General features: G+C 39.2%; 19 protein-coding genes. 8 read left to right on the top strand and 11 right to left on the bottom strand.

The window, feature by feature from the left end:
* Positions 1 to 26: 26 nt before the first annotated feature.
* Complete coding sequence (locus tag ACFO3P_RS22790; RefSeq protein WP_042534541.1) at positions 27 to 1,649, bottom strand: M20/M25/M40 family metallo-hydrolase; 1,623 nt, start codon at positions 1,647 to 1,649, stop codon at positions 27 to 29.
* 179 nt (positions 1,650 to 1,828) lie between these two features.
* On the opposite strand from ACFO3P_RS22790, the gene htpX reads away from it, so the two are divergent.
* The gene (gene htpX, locus ACFO3P_RS22785; protein ID WP_042534543.1) at positions 1,829 to 2,734 is read left to right on the top strand and encodes a protease HtpX; all 906 of its coding nucleotides are present in this window, start codon (positions 1,829 to 1,831) and stop codon (positions 2,732 to 2,734) included.
* Positions 2,735 to 2,803: 69 nt separating this feature from the next.
* Here htpX and ACFO3P_RS22780 read toward each other — a convergent pair whose 3' ends face one another.
* The 4 genes from ACFO3P_RS22780 to pruA all read right to left on the bottom strand — a co-directional run bounded on the left by ACFO3P_RS22780 (position 2,804) and on the right by pruA (position 8,610).
* Positions 2,804 to 3,838: a lactonase family protein gene (locus tag ACFO3P_RS22780; RefSeq protein ID WP_042534545.1), complete on the bottom strand. Its 1,035-nt coding sequence runs from the start codon at positions 3,836 to 3,838 to the stop codon at positions 2,804 to 2,806.
* Between the two features lie 334 nt (positions 3,839 to 4,172).
* Positions 4,173 to 5,660, bottom strand: a complete 1,488-nt coding sequence (gene putP / locus ACFO3P_RS22775) for a sodium/proline symporter PutP (RefSeq protein ID WP_042534547.1) — start codon at positions 5,658 to 5,660, stop codon at positions 4,173 to 4,175.
* Positions 5,661 to 5,948: 288 nt separating this feature from the next.
* Positions 5,949 to 6,959 carry a proline dehydrogenase family protein gene (locus ACFO3P_RS22770; protein ID WP_042534548.1) on the bottom strand — a complete coding sequence of 337 codons (1,011 nt, stop codon included), beginning with the start codon at positions 6,957 to 6,959 and terminating at the stop codon, positions 5,949 to 5,951.
* 103 nt (positions 6,960 to 7,062) lie between these two features.
* Positions 7,063 to 8,610, bottom strand: a complete 1,548-nt coding sequence (gene pruA, locus ACFO3P_RS22765; RefSeq protein WP_379542633.1) for an L-glutamate gamma-semialdehyde dehydrogenase — start codon at positions 8,608 to 8,610, stop codon at positions 7,063 to 7,065.
* Between the two features lie 244 nt (positions 8,611 to 8,854).
* Between pruA and ACFO3P_RS22760 the strand changes: the two genes are divergently transcribed.
* The 5 genes from ACFO3P_RS22760 to ACFO3P_RS22740 all read left to right on the top strand — a co-directional run bounded on the left by ACFO3P_RS22760 (position 8,855) and on the right by ACFO3P_RS22740 (position 13,847).
* Positions 8,855 to 10,216, top strand: a complete 1,362-nt coding sequence (locus tag ACFO3P_RS22760; protein WP_193064830.1) for a sigma-54 interaction domain-containing protein — start codon at positions 8,855 to 8,857, stop codon at positions 10,214 to 10,216.
* 657 nt (positions 10,217 to 10,873) lie between these two features.
* A complete protein-coding gene (locus ACFO3P_RS22755) occupies positions 10,874 to 11,053 on the top strand; it encodes an aspartyl-phosphate phosphatase Spo0E family protein (RefSeq protein ID WP_042534554.1) in 180 nt (59 codons plus the stop codon).
* Between the two features lie 178 nt (positions 11,054 to 11,231).
* The gene (locus tag ACFO3P_RS22750; protein WP_042534555.1) at positions 11,232 to 11,759 is read left to right on the top strand and encodes an NfeD family membrane protein; all 528 of its coding nucleotides are present in this window, start codon (positions 11,232 to 11,234) and stop codon (positions 11,757 to 11,759) included.
* A 142-nt stretch (positions 11,760 to 11,901) separates the two neighbouring features.
* Complete coding sequence (locus ACFO3P_RS22745; RefSeq protein ID WP_042534557.1) at positions 11,902 to 13,443, top strand: flotillin family protein; 1,542 nt, start codon at positions 11,902 to 11,904, stop codon at positions 13,441 to 13,443.
* 92 nt (positions 13,444 to 13,535) lie between these two features.
* Positions 13,536 to 13,847: a hypothetical protein gene (locus tag ACFO3P_RS22740; RefSeq protein ID WP_341173020.1), complete on the top strand. Its 312-nt coding sequence runs from the start codon at positions 13,536 to 13,538 to the stop codon at positions 13,845 to 13,847.
* A 131-nt stretch (positions 13,848 to 13,978) separates the two neighbouring features.
* Here the strand turns inward: ACFO3P_RS22740 and ACFO3P_RS22735 are convergent, their stop codons facing one another.
* The 3 genes from ACFO3P_RS22735 to ACFO3P_RS22725 all read right to left on the bottom strand — a co-directional run bounded on the left by ACFO3P_RS22735 (position 13,979) and on the right by ACFO3P_RS22725 (position 16,173).
* Complete coding sequence (locus tag ACFO3P_RS22735) at positions 13,979 to 14,437, bottom strand: HIT family protein (RefSeq protein ID WP_379542631.1); 459 nt, start codon at positions 14,435 to 14,437, stop codon at positions 13,979 to 13,981.
* Positions 14,438 to 14,501: 64 nt separating this feature from the next.
* A complete protein-coding gene (locus ACFO3P_RS22730; protein ID WP_042536301.1) occupies positions 14,502 to 15,071 on the bottom strand; it encodes a helix-turn-helix domain-containing protein in 570 nt (189 codons plus the stop codon).
* 199 nt (positions 15,072 to 15,270) lie between these two features.
* Positions 15,271 to 16,173, bottom strand: a complete 903-nt coding sequence (locus ACFO3P_RS22725; RefSeq protein ID WP_256704779.1) for a hydroxymethylglutaryl-CoA lyase — start codon at positions 16,171 to 16,173, stop codon at positions 15,271 to 15,273.
* 387 nt (positions 16,174 to 16,560) lie between these two features.
* Here ACFO3P_RS22725 and ACFO3P_RS22720 point away from each other — a divergent pair, with 387 nt between their 5' ends.
* A complete protein-coding gene (locus ACFO3P_RS22720) occupies positions 16,561 to 18,156 on the top strand; it encodes an amidohydrolase (protein WP_379542630.1) in 1,596 nt (531 codons plus the stop codon).
* 84 nt (positions 18,157 to 18,240) lie between these two features.
* Here the strand turns inward: ACFO3P_RS22720 and ACFO3P_RS22715 are convergent, their stop codons facing one another.
* From ACFO3P_RS22715 to ACFO3P_RS22705, 3 genes are all read right to left on the bottom strand, one after another.
* On the bottom strand, positions 18,241 to 19,017 hold the full coding sequence (locus tag ACFO3P_RS22715) for an SLC13 family permease (RefSeq protein WP_379542637.1): 777 nt from the start codon (positions 19,015 to 19,017) through the stop codon (positions 18,241 to 18,243).
* Between the two features lie 131 nt (positions 19,018 to 19,148).
* Positions 19,149 to 19,358 carry a hypothetical protein gene (locus ACFO3P_RS22710; protein ID WP_042534574.1) on the bottom strand — a complete coding sequence of 70 codons (210 nt, stop codon included), beginning with the start codon at positions 19,356 to 19,358 and terminating at the stop codon, positions 19,149 to 19,151.
* 211 nt (positions 19,359 to 19,569) lie between these two features.
* Complete coding sequence (locus ACFO3P_RS22705; protein WP_379542629.1) at positions 19,570 to 20,079, bottom strand: STM3941 family protein; 510 nt, start codon at positions 20,077 to 20,079, stop codon at positions 19,570 to 19,572.
* A 321-nt stretch (positions 20,080 to 20,400) separates the two neighbouring features.
* On the opposite strand from ACFO3P_RS22705, the gene ACFO3P_RS22700 reads away from it, so the two are divergent.
* Positions 20,401 to 21,759, top strand: a complete 1,359-nt coding sequence (locus tag ACFO3P_RS22700) for a DUF5068 domain-containing protein (RefSeq protein WP_379542628.1) — start codon at positions 20,401 to 20,403, stop codon at positions 21,757 to 21,759.
* Positions 21,760 to 21,792 lie beyond the last annotated feature (33 nt).

Below are 21,792 nucleotides of genomic sequence, written 5' to 3'. Positions count from 1 at the left end.
ATTTTTTAATGGTTACACCCATAAAATTATAACGATTTGCCTTCTTTTTGTGAAATTTGCAGAATGAGCTGACGCATTAAATATGGAAATTGCTCAAATGCATTGGTAACATGCAGCCTTTCTGTGCGTTTATGTGCATCATGTCCGAACGGACCTACATTTAATACAGGTGCATCCAATTTACGCATCAATGAAAACGGCAATTCATACGAATCCCCCCATACCGGCGTATTTTCCTCGTAAACCTGCAGGCCTGTATCACTGCCTTGATAATGTACATAACTCAAATCACAAATTCCATTTAAAAAATGACTCCGTTTGATATCTAATTGAAATTCGTTTTTCGCTTCTTTTTCAACAAAATCAACACAATATTCTACAAAACCGTTACCGCTGGAATTTACAGCAGGATAATAAGGAGGTGCAAATAAAATCACCATGGCTGGCGCAAGCTCCTGACAATGAATCATTAAGCTGTCCGTAATACGAAGCGATTTTTCCCGGTCATCATAGTCATCATGAAAATGAATATCCTTTTTCACATCTTCAACAAATTCCCTGCCCAGTTTATTCCCTGCATACTCTAATAACTCTTTATAAGTAATTACTTTTACATGACCAATCGGCTGCACTTGATTATCCTTGCATATCTTTTTATACCGTTCATTACATTGTGCGGCAGCAGTCTTGGCAACCTGTTCAAATAAAGCAAAAACCTCTTCTGCTGTCCGTTCTAAAAGAAAAATATTGTATAAAGCGGAAGAACGGTACGGAGTCTGAGTGGAATACCGCAGCCGCAAATCTGTTTGCTGCAGTGTAACCGGCAGCGGAGCGGTTTCACCGAGTACCGTTTCCTGAAAAATGGGATTCCATTCCATCTCCCTTGTTAAAAATGAAGAGATAAATGGAGATGTCATTCCGCTCAATGGTTCTCCTGCATGGGTTTCCTTCCCGTAGAATAAAGCTCCAGCTAAAACTTTCCCGATTGTCCCGCTGTAAATATAGTGTGTATTGTCCTTTGGGTCATGCCGAAATGTCGGCTCACTATTTAAAAATAACGTATAGGTTAAATCATGCTGTTTTTGTAATTCCGTCAGAACAGGGATAGCATAACGCATGCCTGCTGAATTCACTTCTTCGTCGGGCACAGTTAATAAAAGCAGGTTAATTGGCCATTCCTCTATACTGGCCTGTTCAATCAGACTCATATGCATCACAAGCCCCATCTTCATATCCATTGTGCCGCGCCCGAATAAGAAATCACCTGATTCTATATCTGCACGAATCTCTCTCGAAAATGTATCCTTTTGTTCCAGATATACTTTCGTAAGCTCCTCCGGCTGTGTTGCGAGCGGCTCAAGTGAACCATATTCCTCGGTATTTACCGTATCAAAATGGCTGATCAAACAAATCGTCTGCGTAGCTTCCGGATGTTTATATAAAGCAGTTAAAAGCTTCCGGCGCTGGTCTGCCTCATGCAGTTTTAAGTAAGCAGGATGGTCATGAAAATAAGTTAAATCCTGAAGCTTTGCATATAGCTTTCTGGGAAATTGCTTTTCTCCTTCTGAAAGACTGATACTCTTCCAGCTCACAAGCTCATTTAAGAGCTGACGTAATTCATCCGCACTGTTCCATTGAAATGCCTCCACGAAAACCCCCGCCTTTCTATTAACCTTCCTTTCTATTATATCAGCAATTGAACACGTTTACATTATTAGCAGTTATTCTCTTTCCAAATAATTTTCCATAGCCAGCTAGATAACAGTTCAGTCTTAGCCGCAAAATATGATATGATTTATAGTATAGAAAATTCATCAGGAGGTTATGTATGGGGAAAAGAATTACACTGTTTCTTTTAACAAATATTTTGGTTATGACGACAATCGTCATTGTCTGGTCCATCCTTACAAGTATATTTGATATTGGACCAAGCTATCGTTCAGATGGCGGAATTGATTATGTTTCTCTCATGATATTCAGTATTGTTGTAGGTTTTACCGGTTCATTTATTTCTTTAGCAATGTCCCGTTGGATGGCTAAGACCATGATGAAGGTGAAAATAGTTGATCCGAATAATATTACTACACAGCAAGAGCGTGACGTTTATGAAAAAGTAGAACGGTTGTCCCGTGCTGCCGGACTTTCACACACACCAGAGGTTGGTATTTACCCGTCACATGAAGTAAATGCTTTTGCAACAGGTCCAAGTAAAAAACGCTCTTTAGTTGCTGTTTCTCAAGGGCTGCTGGACAGTATGGATGATGATGCCGTAGAAGGAGTCATTGCACATGAGGTGGCTCACGTTGCAAATGGCGATATGGTGACAATGACTTTATTACAGGGAATCGTCAATACATTCGTCGTCTTCTTATCCCGGATCGCTGCAATGATCGTTTCCAGATTTGTGCGTTCCGAGCTGCAATGGATTGTTCAATTTGCTGCAATCATTATTTTCCAAATCTTATTTTCTATTTTAGGAAGCTTTGTCGTCAGTGCTTATTCCAGACATCGGGAATATCACGCAGACCGGGGCGGTGCAGATTTAGCAGGCCGTGATAAGATGACACATGCGCTACAATCGTTAAAAGCTTATATCAATCGTGCAGAAGCAGACGATCACACAAATGATACAGCAATTCAAACCATGAAAATCAGCAATAAATCCAGTATCCTTAATGCTTTATCTTCTCACCCGCCGCTGGATGAACGAATTGCTAGATTACAACAGCGCTAAGAAAATAAAAACTTCCTTCTGCGGAGCGTTTTCGTACTCCTCCGCAAAAGGAAGTTTTTTTATAGCTAATTAGGAAAGAAACTTCACACAAACCACTTCTGGAACATCGATTACCTGATCTGTCTGCGTTAATTTCCCTGTTTCTGCATCTCTTTTATACAATACTACATTTCCGCTATGCTGGTTAGAAGCAAGAAGGAAGTTTTCAGTCGGATCCAATACAAAATCTCTTGGCCATTCACCACCGGATGGTGTGAATTCAAGAAATGTCAGCTCCCCGCTATTTTCATCTACTTTGAATGAAGCAATACTGTTATGCCCACGGTTTCCTGTATAAAGGAATTTTCCATCTGAAGTGATATGAATCGCACTCGCATCATTTGTTTCTTCAAAGTCAGCAGGTTTCGCAAGAATCGTCTGTTTCTCCGTAAATTCGCCTGTCTCCTGATTGTAATCTAAAACAATCACCTCTGTAGAAAGCTCTGTAATTAAATAAGCAATTGGTTTATTCGGATGGAACGTAATATGTCTTGGTCCGCTTCCCGGCTTTGCATGAAAAGTACTCACTTCCTGTAATGAGGAATCTTCCACCTTGTACGTCACTAAACGATCTGTTCCTAAATCTGCAACAACGATAAATTTCTTATCTGGAGTAAATCCAGTGAAATGAACATGGGGTTTTTCCTGTCTTTCATGCGGTCCGTTTCCTTCATGCTTGGTAAATTGCCCTTGCTCTACTTCTCCATCGTCAGTTGTAAAATGAAGACCAATATCGCCCTTATGGTAATTTCCTGTTACAACCAGGTTTTCTGCTGCCTCTACATGACATGGAGGGTTCCCTTCTACCAATTGACCATTTAACGGAGTTAGTTCACCGCTCGTTTTATCAACACGGAAAGCATTTACCCCTCCCATATCATCTTCCTGCGCAACAGCATATAAATAATTCTGGTTTTCATTAAAATTAAGATATGTTGGATTTCCAAGCTCTGCTGCTACCTCTGAAGCAGACAGCTGTCCTTTTTCTGCATCCAGGGTGAATCGATATACTCCCTGGCTTGTCTTTCTTGTGTAGGTTCCTGCGTAACCAAAGTATTTGCTCATTTGAATGCATCCTTCCTTCAAAAACTATTCTTTCATTTGTTCATTGTATCATTTTCGACAAAAAGGTTACATACATAAGCATTTTAAAAATTCAATTTGCTACTAAAACGGTTATCCTCCAGCCTGCGTTTGCTCACCCCATCGAAAACATTTGTACGTCGGAAAGCCAAACGGTCCGCCACAGCCGTGCTTTACACTTCATCTTCTATTCTTTGTCAAGGGTGTTAGCGAAGGAACGATCAACTCCTGTTTCTGTGGAAATGAAATTACTTTTTAGTGTCCGAAAATTGAGTAATAAGAAAAGAGCCGGAGTTACACACCCCGGCCCTATTTCTTATTTATTCTTATGCTCTTGAAGCCTGCTCATGGTTTCATTAAATTCCGCTTCAATTTCTTTGTTAGGCTTATACGTTTTAAGGCTGACTAAAATAATGACTGCTGTACTCAGGATAAACCCGGGTACTATTTCGTATAAATATCCGGACAATGGAGAGTAGCCCCATGCAAATACAACGACTGCACCGACAATCATCCCCCAAAGCGCCCCAGATCCTGTTGTTTTCCTCCAAAATAGAGACAGCAGCACGACCGGTCCAAAAGAAGCGCCAAAGCCTGCCCAGGCAAAGGAAACAAGCCCTAAGATGGTGTCGTTTTGCTGCCAGGCAAATATCATAGCAATAAGTGAAACAGCTAAAACAGCCAGTCTACCCAAATTCACATAGGTTTTATCCTTTGCATCTGCATGAAACACAGCCTTGAAAATATCCTCCACCAGCGCAGAAGAAGTTACCAGCAGCTGGGAAGACACCGTACTCATAATTGCGGCAAGTACTGCCGCCAGCAGAAGGCCGGCTATGAATGGATGAAATAATAATTGCCCTAAAACAATAAATACAGCCTCCGGATCGGCAAGTGTCAATTCTGGATTGGCTTGAAAGAATGCAAATCCGGATATCGCTGTTGCGGCAGCACCGACTAATGAAATGACCATCCAGCTGATGCCGATACGGCGGGCAGAGGTGGTTTCTTTTACCGACTTGATTGCCATAAAACGAACGATAATATGCGGCTGTCCAAAATAACCCAATCCCCATGCTAAGGATGAAATTACCCCCGTTGCTGATGCAGCCGCAAAAAAGCTTAATATATCGGGATTGACGTCTTGGACGATGGTTACTGTTTCGCCAACTCCTCCAAGCGAAACGATGGTCAATGCCGGTACCAAAATCAGCGCCAGAAACATCATCGTTCCCTGCACTACATCGGTAAAACTGACTGCAAGAAAACCGCCGACAAGCGTGTAAATTATTGTTACCGCTGCTACAGTCATTAAGCCAGTATGATAGTTTACATCAAAAGCGCTCTGAAAAAATACGCCTCCTGCAACCATCCCTGAAGAGACATAAAATGTAAAATAAAGCAATATAACAATACCGGATGCGATGCGTAATACCTTCGTATTGTTTTTAAAGCGGCTGTCTAAGTAACTCGGAATCGTAATGGAGTTATTTGATACCTCGGTATAGGTCCGCAGTCTCGGAGCAATAATCAGCCAGTTTACCCAAGCCCCGGCTGCCAGACCGATGGCCATCCATCCCTCGGCCAGACCAAATACATAAATTGCGCCGGGAAGTCCCATTAACAGCCATTGCGACATATCGGAAGCACCGGCACTCAGTGCAGATGTAACAGGCCCCAAACTTCTTCCGCCCAGCATATAGTCATCTAAATTTGATGTCTTACGATAAGAATATAAACCAATAGCAATCATCACTAAAAAGTACAAGACAATCGCCATAATTTGATAGGTTGTTTCTGACATCCTTCCCTCTCCCTTTGTAAGTAATAAAACGAAACTTCATTCAGTGGGAATTTTGGTTCTTCTCCCACTGAATTAGCCTAAGTAATTCAGGGAGTTAGCTCACCTGATCTCTCGCCTAAATAAATTTGTGTTTACTCTTTATTTGGAGGCGGGAGTTTTACGGACGCTTCTCCGTGATAAAATTTATAATAACAAGTGTAAAACTTGTAATTTGTATTTTGATCATCATCCTATCTCTAGCGACAGGCGTTGAAAAAGACGGTATTAGAAACAACCCTTTTTAAGTTATCAGTTATTCTGCTCCTTCTTCCTCCGTCTCCCCAAAAAAAGCAACAATGTTAACGCTGCAGTTCCAATAATAATCGGCTGCTTTTTCAGCTTATCCTCCTCAGTATAAAAAACATCTTTCATAAGAAGATTCAGGTTCTGCGGTCTCTCTGCCAAACGGCGCATAAAATATCCGAACCAATCCTCTCCAAAGGGGATGTATGTGCAGAATCGAAATCCCTCTTTTACTAGTTGATGCTGCATATCGACTCGAAAACCATAAAGCATTTGAAATTCAAAACGATCTTTTGAAATATGATGTTCCTCGATAAACTCCTTTAATTCCTGAATGATACGATGATCATGCGTTGCGATAGATGTAAAAGCTTTTCCAAGCAACCTTTTCTTTGCTATCATCAGGAAATTCTTATCAATGTCCTCTTTAGAGGAATACGCAACTGTACTGTCTTCCTTATAGGCGCCCTTTACGATGCGCAGACGCACATCTTCAAGACCGCTTAAATCCTTCTCTGCATCAAGCAAGTATGTCTGTATAACAGTACCGACATTGGTATAGCTTTTTCGAAGACTTTTCAGAATCTCCAGGGTTTTCTCATAGTGGATATACTTCTCCATATCTATGTTCACAAAAATGTCACATGCATGAGCCACGTCTAGAATCTGCTCCACATTTTCAATACAAAAAGATTCTTCAATATCCAGCCCCAGCTGCGTCAGTTTAATAGAAATATGGCAATCCAAATGCTCTTCCTTGATTTGGCGGAGCATCGCTATGATTTTCTCTTTTGCATGCACCGCTTCATTTCTATCTGTTACAAACTCTCCGAGGTGGTCCATTGTACAAGATATCTGTTTTTGATTCAACTCTCTTATCACAGGAACAATGGCATCGAAAACGGTTCCGGCTACGAAACGTTCTGCTCCAAACCGCGTTCCAAATTTTCTCGCGCTTTTATTTAAAAAGTCATTATTGGAAAGTCCTATAAAAAAATTTCTAGCTAAATTAGCCATAACCCAATATCCCCCCATCTTCAAAACAAGCTCTTCATTTTAAATGCTTCCTGTGAACAGAAAAAACGATTTCTGCTTCTGTTCACAGGCAAGCTGCTATCTATTAAAATTGTTCTGACACAATTTTAGCCTCTAAGAAATGCTGCAGGTAATCCGGACCTCCTGCCTTTGAATCAGTTCCTGACATTTTAAACCCGCCAAACGGCTGGTAACCGACAATTGCTGCTGTACAGCCGCGGTTAAAATACAGGTTGCCGACATGGAAATCCTCCCGGGCACGTTCTAAATGAGCGCGATTTGTAGAAATAACCGCTCCTGTTAACCCATATTCCGTATTGTTTGCAATCTCTAACAGCTCATCAAAGTCTTTTGCCTTTGCAAACGCAACGACAGGTCCAAAGATTTCCTCTTGCATGATACGTGCTTTAGGGTTCAGATCCTTGAAAATAGTTGGATAGATAAAGAAGCCTTTAGAGTCATCTGTTTCTCCACCGAAAACAAGCTCTCCTTCTTCCTTGCCAATTTCAATATAGTTTTTGATTTTATCAAATTGTGTCTGGTTAATGACCGAAGCCATATACACATTTTCTTCGGATGGATTGCCGACAGTTAATGTTTTGGCAATTTCAACTGATTTCCTGATAACTTCATCGTAGACATCCTCATGGATGATTGCACGGGAGCATGCAGAGCATTTTTGCCCGGAGAATCCGAATGCAGAATGAACAATTGACTCAGCAGCCAAATCTAAATCAGCTGTTTCATCAACAATAATTGTGTCCTTCCCGCCCATTTCTGCAACAACCCGCTTCAGATGCTGCTGTCCATCTTGTATTTTAGCTGCACGTTCAAAAATACGGACACCAGTCGCTCGTGAACCGGTAAAGTTAATAAAATGTGTATCTTTGTGGTCTACCAGATAATCGCCAATTTCCTTTGGATCACCCGGCACAAAATTTAATACGCCCTTAGGCAGACCAGCTTCTTCTAATACTTCTACAAGCTTATATGCAATCACTGGTGTATTTTCAGAAGGCTTCAATAAGACCGGATTTCCAGCAACAATCGGAGCAGCAACCGTTCCGCACACAATAGCAAATGCAAAATTCCATGGTGGGATAACAACGCCGGGACCCATTGCTTTATAAAAATATTTATTATTTTCCGTAATACGGTCTTCTACATGTTTTCCCTGATCAAGCTCCAGCATCTGGCGCCCATAATATTCTAAAAAGTCAATGCCCTCTGCAATATCGCCATCCGCCTGATCCCAAGGCTTGCCGGCATCCTGAATCAGCCAAGCAGAAAATTTATGCTTACGGCGGCGGACAATAGCGGCCGCACGGAATAAAACATGCGCACGGTCTTCCACAGGTACTTTTCTCCAGGTTTCATAAGCTTGTACTGCTGCCTGAAAAGCCTGTTCAACATGGTCCTTTGTTGCTTTTGATACGTTTCCAACCACTTCTTCCTTATTAGCTGAGTTAATGGATACCAGTTTATCCTCTGTGTAAACTTTTTCTCCGTTGATAACCAGCGGATAATCTTTACCCAGCTCCGCGCGGACAGAACGTAATGCTCCCTCCAGCTCTTTTCTATTCTCTTCTTTCTTAAAATTTGTAAATGGTTCATGTGTAAATGGCTGCACCATGTAACATACCTCCTAGTAGATAATTTAATTCTGTTTTCCTATCAATCTATATGCAAAAAACATGCCAGTATTATCATTATTAATAAAAACACCTGATAAAAGCTTGCGAATAATGGAAGCGATTTCATTATTTTATGATTTTCTATTGCCTTTTATTGCAAATCACCTTTACAATAGTGTAAAGGAAAATTACACATATTGTATAGACGGTTTACAGATTACTTTACACTTACGAGGTGAGTTTATGAATGAACTTTTTTTCTTTGAGGAATTATTACAATCTGAAGATGACGCCATTACAATTGTAAACACGGAACAAAAAGTAATCTATTGGAACCATGCTGCCGAACAAACCTATCAAATCGATAAAGAACAAATTATCAATCAGCCTATCACAAACTTTTTTTCGCATGATGACCTGATGGTGATGAAGGTTTTAAACACAAAAGAGCCTGTTAAAAATGCTTATCACAGACCAAGGAAAGATAAGCATGTTGTGGTCAATTCCTCCCCTGTCTTTAATCAGGAAAATACTTTAATCGGTGTGATTTCGATTGAACGGGATATTACCCACATCGTGAAGCTGAACGATAATTTAGAAAGCACCTCCCAAGAGCTGCAGGAGCTAAAGCAAAAAATGACTCCCGCCTCTTCCAGCTCTCCCTTTGCTAAATTAAAAGGAGACAGTCAGGCACTCCACCAAATGATCCGGCTCGCCAGTAAAACTGCCGGAACCGATGCAACCACCTTGATTCTTGGAGAAAGCGGTACAGGGAAAGAGGTATGTGCCCGGGCGATTCATGATGCCAGCAAAAGAAAGAATGCCCCTTTTATTCCTGTCAATTGCGGCGCCATCCCGCAGGCGTTGTTTGAAAGTGAGTTATTTGGCTATGAGAGCGGCTCCTTTACCGGTGCAGAAAAAGGAGGGAAAGCAGGGAAAATCGAAATGGCTGATGGCGGCACAGTCTTTTTAGATGAAGTAGGTGAGCTTCCCTTAGATATGCAGGTAAAGCTTTTGCGTGTTCTGCAGGAAAACCGTATTTACCGTATCGGCGACTCAGGCGGAAAACAAATTGATGTCCGCTTTGTAGCTGCAACAAATCAGGATTTAGAAAAGCTGATGCAAGAGAATAAATTCAGATCGGATCTATTTTACCGATTAAATGTTATTCAATTGACCATGCCTCCTCTGCGTGATAGAAAAAAAGATATCAGCATTCTGGCAAAAACATTTTTAAAGCAATTTGCTGCGAAGTATCAGACTTCTATTCCAGAGATACCTGACGAAACAATGGAAGCCCTGCAGCAATATCATTGGCCTGGGAATATAAGAGAAATCAGAAACCTGATGGAAAGAATCATTATCCTGCATGAGGGAACAACCTTAACCAGACAGGATGTATTAAGCTTTCTCCCGGTCTCCTTTTCAAATCCTCCCTTGCCACATACGGAAACACTGCCGCTGGAGAAGGAAAATTTGGAGAAAATATCAATTGAACAAGCATTGGAATTATGTAACGGCAATAAATCAAAGGCAGCTAAACAGCTTGGTGTATCTCGTGTTACCTTATATCAAAAAATTAAAAAATACCATCTCGACATTTGATATACCTTCTTTTTCATTAACGTTTAAAACTGTTTCCAGATCTGAAAATATCCGCAGACAGATGTCGTTTTTGATGAAATCAAAGACAGTTAAATAAAAAGAGAGTTTTTTTCTCTCTTTATTTAATTGGTTAAAAAGCAAAACATTACTTAATCAACAAGTCAAGCTTTAGAAAAATGCATGTTAGCCTTATAGCTACCGTGCTTGCAAAAAACGGTTCCCCTCCCCGCTGTGAAATAAGGAGACTATCTTTGTAAGAGTGCACCGCACTCTTCTTTAGAACAACATCATATTTTTACTAAATATATCGAAAAATCAAATATTAATGCATATTTCCGAGGAATACACTCGTGCACTGCTAATTAAACAGAAACCTTCCTCTACAACCAGCTAGATAATGGCCTGTATTGATATATTTTAAAGGAAAAGGAAAATAATGATGCCCGATTATTCAGTAAAATCACTAAACTACTATTTTATGAGTAAGACTCTCAGACCATTTTTTAAAAAAATGAGAAAGAAAAACCACTAGTTTTGTCGAAAGCATTTCATTTTTTTTCTCTTTTTGCGATAATTCTTTTGGTACTTTAATAATAAGCTTTTATTACATTATTCATCGCAGCCAAATATTACTAAGAAAGGTGCATCGTAAAGGATATGAAAGAAGAAGTAAAGATTGATGAGTACAACAGGGAGGCCATTGTACTATCAATTGTTCAAAAAAGAAGTGAAATGTTACAACAAGCACAAAAGAATGGCTTGGGAGCCAAAGAAACCGTTAACTGCAGCCAAGAATTAGATGAGTTAATGAATCAGCTAGTTCTTTTAGATACTTAACATAAAAACGTACAAACAAAACCAATACACTATTAAATAGGGAAAGAGGCTCTTTTCATAAAAGAGCCTCTGTTTTATTATAATAATATAAAACGCATCGTTTTCTCCAAAAAATTGAAACCAAACTGTAACAATAAACGTACATATAAGTAAGACAAGGAAAAAGGGAGGGTACATATTGACTTTATTTGGTTACGCTATACAAGATTTATATTTATGGATACTGATTATAGCAGCAATTTTAACCGTTGTTGTTTTATTATTTGGAGATTTATTGGATGGCATTTTTGAATCCATCCCTTTCCTGCATCCGGTGCTCGTTCTTTCCTTTTTCATTTTTTTATCTGCCATGGGATATATTCTCGAATGGTTCATGGACTGGTCAAGTCTAGTCATTCTAATTATTGCTTCTATATCAAGTATCATTTTTGTAACTCTCCTGCATTTATTTGTTCTTGTTCCAATCCGATCAGCTGAACAATCATGGGGATATTCAGAAGATGCTCTCATTGGCAGTGTAGGGACTGCGATTGTATCTATTCCGATAGATGGTTATGGAGAAGTAATGGTGCAATGGAAAAGCGGAGTTATCTCAAAACCGGCTGTCAGCTATGATAATGAAGCAATCTCTCAGGATGAGCGTGTTTTAATTATCGAAATTAAAGATGGTGTTTTTTATGTCAGCCCCTATCAATCGTTGGATTAGCTAATTAAAGATTAGCTTTTCACATATACTGAAGCTTCATTCCTTTTTAAATAGAGAGAATGTTAGTGAAGTATTTCCGGCTGCTCCCCTCTTACCCGCAGGGGCCGGCAGCCGGAAAAATAAAACTTAGAGGAGGAAAATCATGTCAGAATTGTGGATTGTTATTATTGTAGCAGCCGCGCTTCTTTTGGCACTGCTTGGTCTATTTGTAACCAAGTACCGTACAGCCGGTCCCGATGAAGCGCTCATTGTTACAGGAAGTTATTTAGGTGGAAAGAATGTTCACGTAGATGAAGCCGGAAATAAAATTAAAATTATTCGCGGCGGCGGAACATTCGTCGTTCCTGTCTTTCAACAAGCAGAACCACTTAGTCTTTTATCTAGTAAATTGGAGGTAACTACTCCAGAAGTTTACACAGAACAAGGTGTTCCTGTTTTAGCAGATGGTACAGCAATTTTTAAAATAGGCGGATCAATCAGTGAAATTGCTACAGCAGCAGAACAATTCCTTGGAAAATCTAAACAGGACCGGGAGCTGGAAGCGAAAGAAGTACTGGAAGGTCATCTACGTTCCATCCTTGGTTCGATGACGGTTGAAGAAATCTATAAAAACCGTGACAAGTTTTCTCAGGAAGTACAGCGGGTTGCTTCTAACGACTTAGCTAAGATGGGATTAGTTATCGTATCCTTTACGATTAAAGATGTAAGAGATACAAATGGATACTTAGAATCACTTGGTAAGCCCCGTATTGCACAAGTAAAACGTGATGCAGATATCGCTACAGCTGAAGCAGAGAAAGAAACGAGAATCAAGCGTGCGGAAGCAGCAAAAGATGCAAAACGTGCAGAATTGCAACGGGCAACCGAGATTGCAGAATCAGAAAAAGAAAATCAATTAAAAACATCTGAATACCGTCGTGAACAGGATACTGCAAAAGCACGCGCGGACCAAGCTTATGATTTTGAAACAGCCCGTTCCAAACAGGAAGTTACGGAACAAGAAATGCAAATTAAAATCATCGAGCGTCAAAAGCAAATTGAATTGGAAGAAAAAGAAATTTTGCGTCGTGAGAAGCAATATGATTCAGAAGTTAAGAAAAAAGCAGATGCGGACAGATATTCCGTGGAGCAATCTGCAATTGCTGAAAAAGCAAGAGAAATGGCTACCGCAGATGCGAACCAATATCGTATTGAAACAGCAGCTCGTGCAGAAGCTGAAAAAATCCGTGTTGACGGTCTTGCGAAAGCAGATGCAGAACGTGCACAAGGGGAATCAGAAGCAGAGGTTATCCGCTTGAAAGGTCTTGCGGAAGCAGAAGCGAAAGAAAAAGTCGCTCAAGCCTTTGAACAATATGGAGAAGCAGCTATTCTTGATATGGTTATCAAAATGCTTCCAGATTATGCAAAACAAGTTGCAAGCCCATTATCCAATATTGATAAGATTACAGTAGTCGATACAGGAAGCAATGGCGCTAATGGCGGAGCAAACAAAGTTTCCAGCTATGCAACCAACTTAATCAGTACATTGCAGGAAAATCTAAAAGAAACCTCTGGAATCGATATTAAGGAATTACTGGCAGGTGCATCGAAAGGCAATGCTAAACCGCAATCGAAAGAAACTCCTGCACCAGCGGCATCAGAAGTAGCTGCAGCGAAAACAAGCGAAGAAAATAATGATAACTAATGTAAGACAGCAATAGTTGCGGCACGGCAATAAAGTTGTTTCTCTGACTATCCGGATGTATCATGCTTTACTTTGAATAAAGAGGTGTTAATTTGAAAAATGAACCTGATAGGCTGAAAAAACATGGCCTTATTAGCTATTTTGCTTTTATCATAGGTGTTATCTGCTTTTTCATCGTTTTCATAACCCCTACAAGGATAGCTAACATAGGAAACTTAGCTGGTGATTATATCACATTTTTTCTTACAGCAGCAGGTATCATATTATCAATTATTGGATTAGGAAAGAAAACAGAAAAAAATACCATTCCGATTATATCTTTTATGCTTTCCTCTTCTTTCTTTATATTTTGGATAATCGTATTTATCTTATTAATTACCGGCCAAATGGACTTTGCTCCATAGCCCAATAATATGTCCAATCATAACCAGAGGTATTTAGGAACAGCTTTATTGTTATAAAACCAGAAATCAAATGCAGCAAAAGATAAAAATCTCTGTTCATTTTAAAATGAGCAGAGATTTTTGTTTACTTTCTATTTTTTATTATGCAGCCTTTTTCTGGCGGCAGCCAGATTAATTTCTTTCTTCCCCTGCCGTCTATTTAATGCATGCTTAAACAGATAACGTATGCCCTTTCCTCTCATCTGTTCATCTTCATAGCGCGGCAATACATGCAGATGCGCATGCATAATATACTGACCAGCTGCCTCCCCGCTGTTCCAGCCAATGTTATATCCGGAAGGCACATGCTTTTCATCAATCAGATTTTTGGCTCGCTGTAAAAGATCTTTTATTGCCAGCCATTCTCCATCTGTTAAGTCAAATGGATAGACTCGATGTGCTTTGGTCACAATCACTCCAGCTCCTTCGAGTGATCTCCCTGGTTCCTTTGCTTCCTCTAATTGTAAAAACATTGCTTTTTCATTTTCCAATATGATTTGCTGTTTTTTTATTAAAGAAGGATAACAAAAAGGGCATTCAGGTGAATTCATTCTTCTGCCTCCCAGTATAAAAAACGTTATATTGATTAATTAGACCTATGTTTCCTTTCCTTATTCAGACTCTGTCAATAAAACAGGTCAACACCCTTGCCTCCTGTTCATCTACCGGGAGAAATAAATGTGGTTTGGACCCTGCGAAATAAGCACTGTCGCCTGTTTGGAGCAGCTGCTTTTTCCCATCATATAATAATTCAATTTCCCCTTCCAATATATAGATAAATTCGTCCTGTGAATGCGTATACGTTTTTTCATCACGCAAATTCAGAGACTTTGGAGTAACATGGACAATCGTCGGTTCAATCCCGCTATATTGGGAGCGGTTAGCAAGAATTTCATAGGAATACCCCATGCTTTCATCCCCTACTTTTTGCGGGCGGTTACTCTTCTTTTGGATAACAATATCCTGCTCTTCTTTATCATCCAGCACCCATGACAGCTGTATATGTAAAGCGTCACAAATTCGGGATAACGTCGCTATTGCGGAGGCAGTCTGTCCATTTTCAATTTTAGATAACAGACTTTTAGAGATATTGGAAGCGTCCGCAATTTCTTGCTGTGTTTTATCTTCCCGGCGTCTTGCATACTTAATTTTCTCTCCAATTTTATGTAATTCGATGCTGCTCATTCCTTCCTTTGCCAAATAGTCATTCGTGTTCTATTATATTTCTTGAACATCCTCTTATAGTATATTTAATCATAATCCAGACAAACCAATAGAGTCAATCTATTCTCGAATATCATTTACGGGAAACGATACTTAGCAACATACCAAAAAGCCTTGCCATCACTTGCTCGACAAGACTTTTCCGCTGTTTGTTTTATCTTCATGCATTTTTCAAATAAGCTACCGATCTGCTCGGCAATGTTTTTCCAAGCTTATTTTGAATATATATACTTGCTTCCTGAATACGTTTCTCATTTATTCCTGTCTCAATTCCCAGCCCGTTTAACAAATACAGCACATCATTGGTAGCAACATTACCTGCAGCTCCCGGTGCATAAGGACAACCGCCCAGGCCGCCGATGGTACTGTCGAAACGGGTAATTCCCATGTGAAGCGCCGTCATGATATTAGCTATTGCCATTCCTCTCGTATCATGAAAATGTAGTATCAGTTTATCTTTTGGAAAATAAGGAAAAAGACCTTTGAGCAATTTCTCCACTTGCGTCGGCACAGCTGTTCCAATGGTATCACCAAGGGAAAGATAGTCCACTCCGCTCTCAATTAATTGGTCACATACACTGAGCACATCCTCTACTGCAATCCGTCCCTCGTATGGACAATCAAATACCGTAGAAACATAGCCTGTTACTATTTTCCCGGCATTTTTAGCTTCTTTGATAACCTCAGTTAATATCGGATATGTCTCTGGAATTCGTTTATTAATATTTTTGAGGTTATGCGTCTCACTCGCCGACATAAACACGGAGGCACCGTCAATACCAGCCTCTAAAGCGTGCTCCAGCCCTTTCATATTCGGTACTAAAGCAGAATAGACGACCCCTTTTTCACGGTTGATCCGTTTGCCTACCTCCCTTGCATCCTTCAGTGCAGGAATCATTTTTGGATGAACAAAGGATGAATACTCAATTTCCGAGACGCCGGTTTTGGAAAGCATATTAATCCATGCAACCTTATCCTCTGTAGAAATCCATTTCTGCTCGTTCTGCAGACCGTCTCTTGGTCCGACTTCCTTTAAATAAACATTGCTTGGTAATCCACACATTCATACCCCTCCTTTGTATGCGTTTTCAATTCAAGCTATGAAAATATACCTCGATTGTGCATGACCCGCCAAATAAGCCAGCATAGATATTGCAAGGTATTACAATAACCTCATGCAAATTACCCCTCTTTATATACTACAAATAAAATTCAATCCAGTTTCCTTCTGTTCAACTTTGTTGAATCAAGTATATAATAAAATTTCTGAAAATGTCAATCCTGCCTGCTGTCAAAATGAAACAATTTTGATAAAATATATTCATAGTGCCATTTACAGAATACTTTCCTATTTAGGGTTTACAAATCGTCTGTAAAATGATTCTGTCCGTTTTTAATATACGTTTTGAACGATGTAAAACATACGATAATTTAGATAAGGAGCGTTTCCATGATAAAGATATATACCAATGGGGTCATACATACATTTCAAACTTCGCAGCCAGTTATACAGGCTGTTGTTATTAAAGATGGACATTTCATAGATATGGGATCCAATGAACAAATGCTTTCTTTTTGGAGCGCAAAAAGTGATGCGGTAATTGATCTGGGTGGAAAAGCTGCTACGCCGGGGTTAACAGATACACACCTCCACCTTTCTATGCAGGCAATGAAGTTTATTGATTTAGATGTGACCGGCGTCACAAAGAAAGAAGTATTTTTAAATAAAATAAAACAGCGTGCCGATACATTGGACAAGGGAGAATGGCTGCTTGGCGCCGGCTGGGATGAAAATCTATTCACTGACGGCGGTCTGCCTACGAAAGAAGAGCTTGATGCGGCTGCCCCGCACCACCCGCTTTTTCTGACAAGAATATGCGAGCATGCAGCCGTTGTTAACTCGAAGGCGCTTGAGGAAATTAATTATTCCAGCACGCTTGCTGTTCCAGAGAGCGGCGAGATTGTAACGGATGCAAATGGAGAACCCACCGGTTTAATTCTTGAATCAGCAGCGGTATTATTTAAAGCAAAAATCCCTGATAAATCCTATCAAACATGGAAAAAAGCACTTCGTAAAACCATTTCCACCGTTTCTGGATATGGTGTAACCAGTGTGCATTCCAATGATCCGGCTTATTTAGGCGGCTTACAGCAAACCTACCAGCTCTATCAGGAATTATTAAATGAAGAAAAAATGGGTCTGCGGGCAAATCTATTAATTGATTATCCTTTCTTAGAGGATCTGCATACAGCGGGAATGTACACTGGATATGGGAATAATATGCTGCAAATCGGAGCGGTAAAAATATTTGCAGACGGTGCTTTCGGCAGAAGAACGGCACTATTGAAGGAAGCATACTCCGATCAGCCCGGGCAATTTGGAGAAGCAATGCTCTCGCAGGATACATTGTACACTATCGTAAAACGCGCAAGGGAAATGGGTATGCCTGTTGCTGTTCATACAATTGGCGACCAGGCATTGGAAAATGTCCTTGATACCCTGGACCAATTTCCGGCATCCGCCTATAGAGACCGTCTGATACATGCGCAGGTCATTAATCCAGACCTAGTAAAGCGCCTTGCAACGCCGGATCGTATCGTTGATATTCAGCCTCGCTTCCTTGCAAGTGACTATCCATGGGTTACAGAGCGTCTTGGCAAAGCACGCATGCCTTATGCCTATGCCTGGAAAACATTACTTGATAATGGCATTATCTGCGGCGGTGGCTCAGATGCACCTGTTGAACCGTTGAATCCTTTACTCGGGATTCATGCGGCAGTTACCAGAAAAGCTCCCGGTGAAACACACAGCGGCTGGTACCCAGAACAAAAATTAAGCATGCACGAAGCTTTTTATCTATTTACAAAATACGCAGCTTATACAACAAATGAAGAAAAGCTAAAAGGAACCATTTCCCGCGGCAAGCTGGCAGATATGACGGTTTATTCTGCCGACCCATTTCAAATGAAGAATGCAGACGAATTAGTAGATACCAATATTGAAATGACGATTGTTGATGGAGACATTGTATATAGGAAAGGATAGAAACAATAAATTCGATGTATTAATTAAAATAAGCAGTGAAAAATCCAGCATGATTTTTCACTGCTTATTTATTATAATTAATCTTTAAAATGGCCAAATCAACGGCACAATGACAACGCATACAATCAGCTGAATAACCAAAAATGGAAAACCGCATTTAATATAATCAAGGAATGTATAATTTCCCGGACCATAAATCATTGTATTAGGCGGTGTGCCAACAGGAGAGGCATAGGCTGCAGAAGCACCTACACAAACCGTCATTAAAATTGCTTTTGGATCAACTCCCATACTTGCTGCGATAACTAATCCAATCGGAGCCATAAGTGCTGCCGCTGCTGTATTGGACATGACAGAGGTCAGTACAGTGGTTACTCCGAAAATTAAAGCGGTAATAACATACGGTCCGGCGTTGCTTCCTGCCATCTCCAGTACATAATCCGCAATCATCTGTGCAGCGCCTGTTTCTGCTAAAGCAGTCGCCATCGGCATCATGGCGGCTACTAAAATGATTGTGGAGAAATCTAAGGAACGGTATGCTTTTTTCTCCGACATCGTACGTGTTAAAACAATAACCATTGCCCCCATAACAGAAACAATATGCAAAGGAATTCCAAATTGCTCTTCAAAGATCATAAAAACGACTGCTGCCAGCAAAACTCCAATGGCAACCATTTGTTTCCATGTGGCTTCTTCGCTTGTAGCTTCTTCTTCATTTTTCGTATCAGCTTCTTCCAAAGCCGTTTCCCGATTCGGAATAAGCTTACAACCAATCGTCATCATGTAAATAATACCAATAATCGTTAGAGGAATTCCGATATAGGCAAATTCAAAGAATCCGAATACAGGTGTATTTTCAATTAACCAAATGAAGTCCAGTCTAGTATCGAACTAAATCCAGCCATTCAAAAGTATAATAAATTCTTTAACTTTTGAGGGCGCCACCTACGTAAACTTTTTTTATCATCATTTGCTCCCTATCGAGGAACAAGTTAGGATAATTCATTATTATCTCCACACTTATCGACAATACGTTTTAACATGGTACCTATTATAATAGTTGACATAACAACAATGAAAGTAGTCCAAAAAGTGAGTTCAATTTCAAAAGTACCAATTATTAATATCCAAACAAATAGTACAATTAAACGCCAGATATCTTTTTTTAAGTTCTTAATTTTTTTTAATGCATTGTGTTTCATATTTCTACATCCTCTACATGATTTACTCTCTTTCCGCAATTTCTTTTAATCGGATTTTAACATGCAAATTATTGATTTTTTGTTTAGATTTTTTTCACCAATTTCTAATGAAAGCTTGGGTGATTGGCGGGGTAAGATCATATTTTCACACAAAGTCCGTTTCTTCATTTTGTTTTTGTGCTGTTTCAAAGATTGAAGTTTCGTTGTTTACTTATTGTTGCATAATCAGATTTAACGTCTCTAGTAATCGAGAGCGATCTTGTTTTCGTGTAGCTTTTGGGTTAATCGTAAATGGAGAATAACCAGTTACTCGATTCATACATAATCTCACTTTATTATGAAAGGATAATTGAGCAAAATAATCACCTTCGTTATATAAAACAATCTCGAAGATGCTTTGAGATGAGACTTTAGATACCTTTATGTATTCGATATCCGTAAAATAAATGGTTACTTCACTTTTCGTAGATGAATCTAATTGCAGATATTCATCTGTTATCGTGATATAAGGAGAACAGATGAATATTTTCAATATATTTGCAATGGTAAAGAAACTAAATAAAACCATAATAAACAATGCCAAAGCGATAATTAGTATAGCTTCTTCTATATAGGCAATATACATTATTAAGGTCCCAAAAACGACAAGTAATAATGAAAAAATGATTCCGAGAAAAAGCTTCCCTTTTGAATGATAAAACTCTATTTTATTTTCTATCAAATTAACCCCCCCTTACAATTAGAAATACTTTTTTGTCATTAATATGCCTCTTATTCAATAAGGTAATAAACTTTTTTTGCTTACTTTCTTCATGAACTTTCTCTTTTATCTAAAAAATTTCTAATAAAATATTTCTTCAATTGATACTAACTTTTTAACTGCCCTTATCATATCCCCATCAATTATCAACTACCATTTCTTAAAAAATCAAATAAAACAGGTAATTTTCTTCAAAAAAGGATAATTTTTTATGACTTTTTACATTTTTCCACCTAAAATTATGTTACTATTATATATATTTTAAATATATGGAGGTATTAGATGTCAAAAAGAATGCTTTATGTTCTTCTTGCAGCTGTATTCGCAATCGCTTTAACTGCTTGCGGTTCTAGTGATGAAGATGACGCAGCAGAAGCGGAAGAACAAGAAACAAATCAAGAAGAAAACGAAACAGAAGAAGACTCAGAGGAAAAAGCTGAGGAACCAGAACAAATGGAAGAAGAAGTAGAAAATGAAGATGCTTCTTCCGATGAAGCAGACGCAGAGCAAGAAGCTGAAGAAGATGCTGATGAGGAAGAACAGGCTCAAGCAGAATCTTCTAATGCAGATTTTGATGCATTAATTACTGCAATGGAAGAGGAAACAGAAGGTACTGCTACGCTTCTTTATGAGAACGATGAGCCTCAATCTCATGAAATGGAAGGCTTAACTGTAACACTGGATGCATACCAATTAGTAGAATTAGAAGATTTTCATACCAATTTCAGTATTCCTTTTAATGACGAAACAGATGGCGGCGTTATTTTAGCTCAATATACGGTAGAAAATGATTCTGATCAGGATTTACATTACATGCCTTCATTAGATTTAGATTTTGTTGGAGCAACAAAATTCTATACAAATTATCGGGAGCTTCTCCCTTTAGATGAGCAATTATCAAGTATGCTAAACCCCGATAATGAATACTTAGTGGAATCTGGAGATGAAGTGACCGGCTATTACGCTTATCCTTTTGGATCAGAAGATTTAGAAGCAATATTGGCAGAAGGAAATGTTATTTTGGATGTTCCTACGCCAACTACAGAGTATAATGAATATTCTTCCAGTATTGGTTCTGGTACCGAGTTTAGCCTTCCTTTAGATGGTGACAGTGCTGAAAAAAATGCGGAAACAGAGAGCCAAGGTTTTTATCAGGATGCACTGAGTGCTGAAAATATGGGCGATAAAGAAATGATTGAACAAAAAGATGGCATTGGGGAGAGCGACGAATTAGGAGACGTAACAATTACATTAGATGGTTATCAATTTGTTGATTTTACTCCAAATGCCGAAGAAGCAGCTCGTTATGAGGATCCTGATAACATCGTAGTTGCTACGATAAGATTTGAAATTGATAACCAGGGTGATGAAGAAATTGGCTTAAGCTCTCTTTCTTCAAGGCTCACAGTAAATGATGGATCTCAATATCTTTTAAGTGAAGGAATGTTTCATCCTTATGACAATAGTAGTGGTATCGCATCTGGTGAAGAAGGAGAATTGCTGCAAACTTTCCTGTTAGACAAAGAAATGTATGAAAAAATTTGGAAAGATAAAAGTATGGAAATTGAAATTGGCCCGATGAGAAATATGGATGCTGAAGATATTTCCAAAGGACATGAAGTAGAGTTTAATTTAAAATAAGTATAAAAAAGCTAATGGTGCAATTTGAACCAT

The sequence above is a fragment of the Oceanobacillus aidingensis genome, from assembly GCF_042654105.1.
Taxonomy (GTDB): Bacteria; Bacillota; Bacilli; order Bacillales; family Amphibacillaceae; genus Oceanobacillus; species Oceanobacillus oncorhynchi.
Note: the sequence above shows the minus strand (reverse complement) of the source record. Positions and strands in the feature narration are given on the sequence as shown.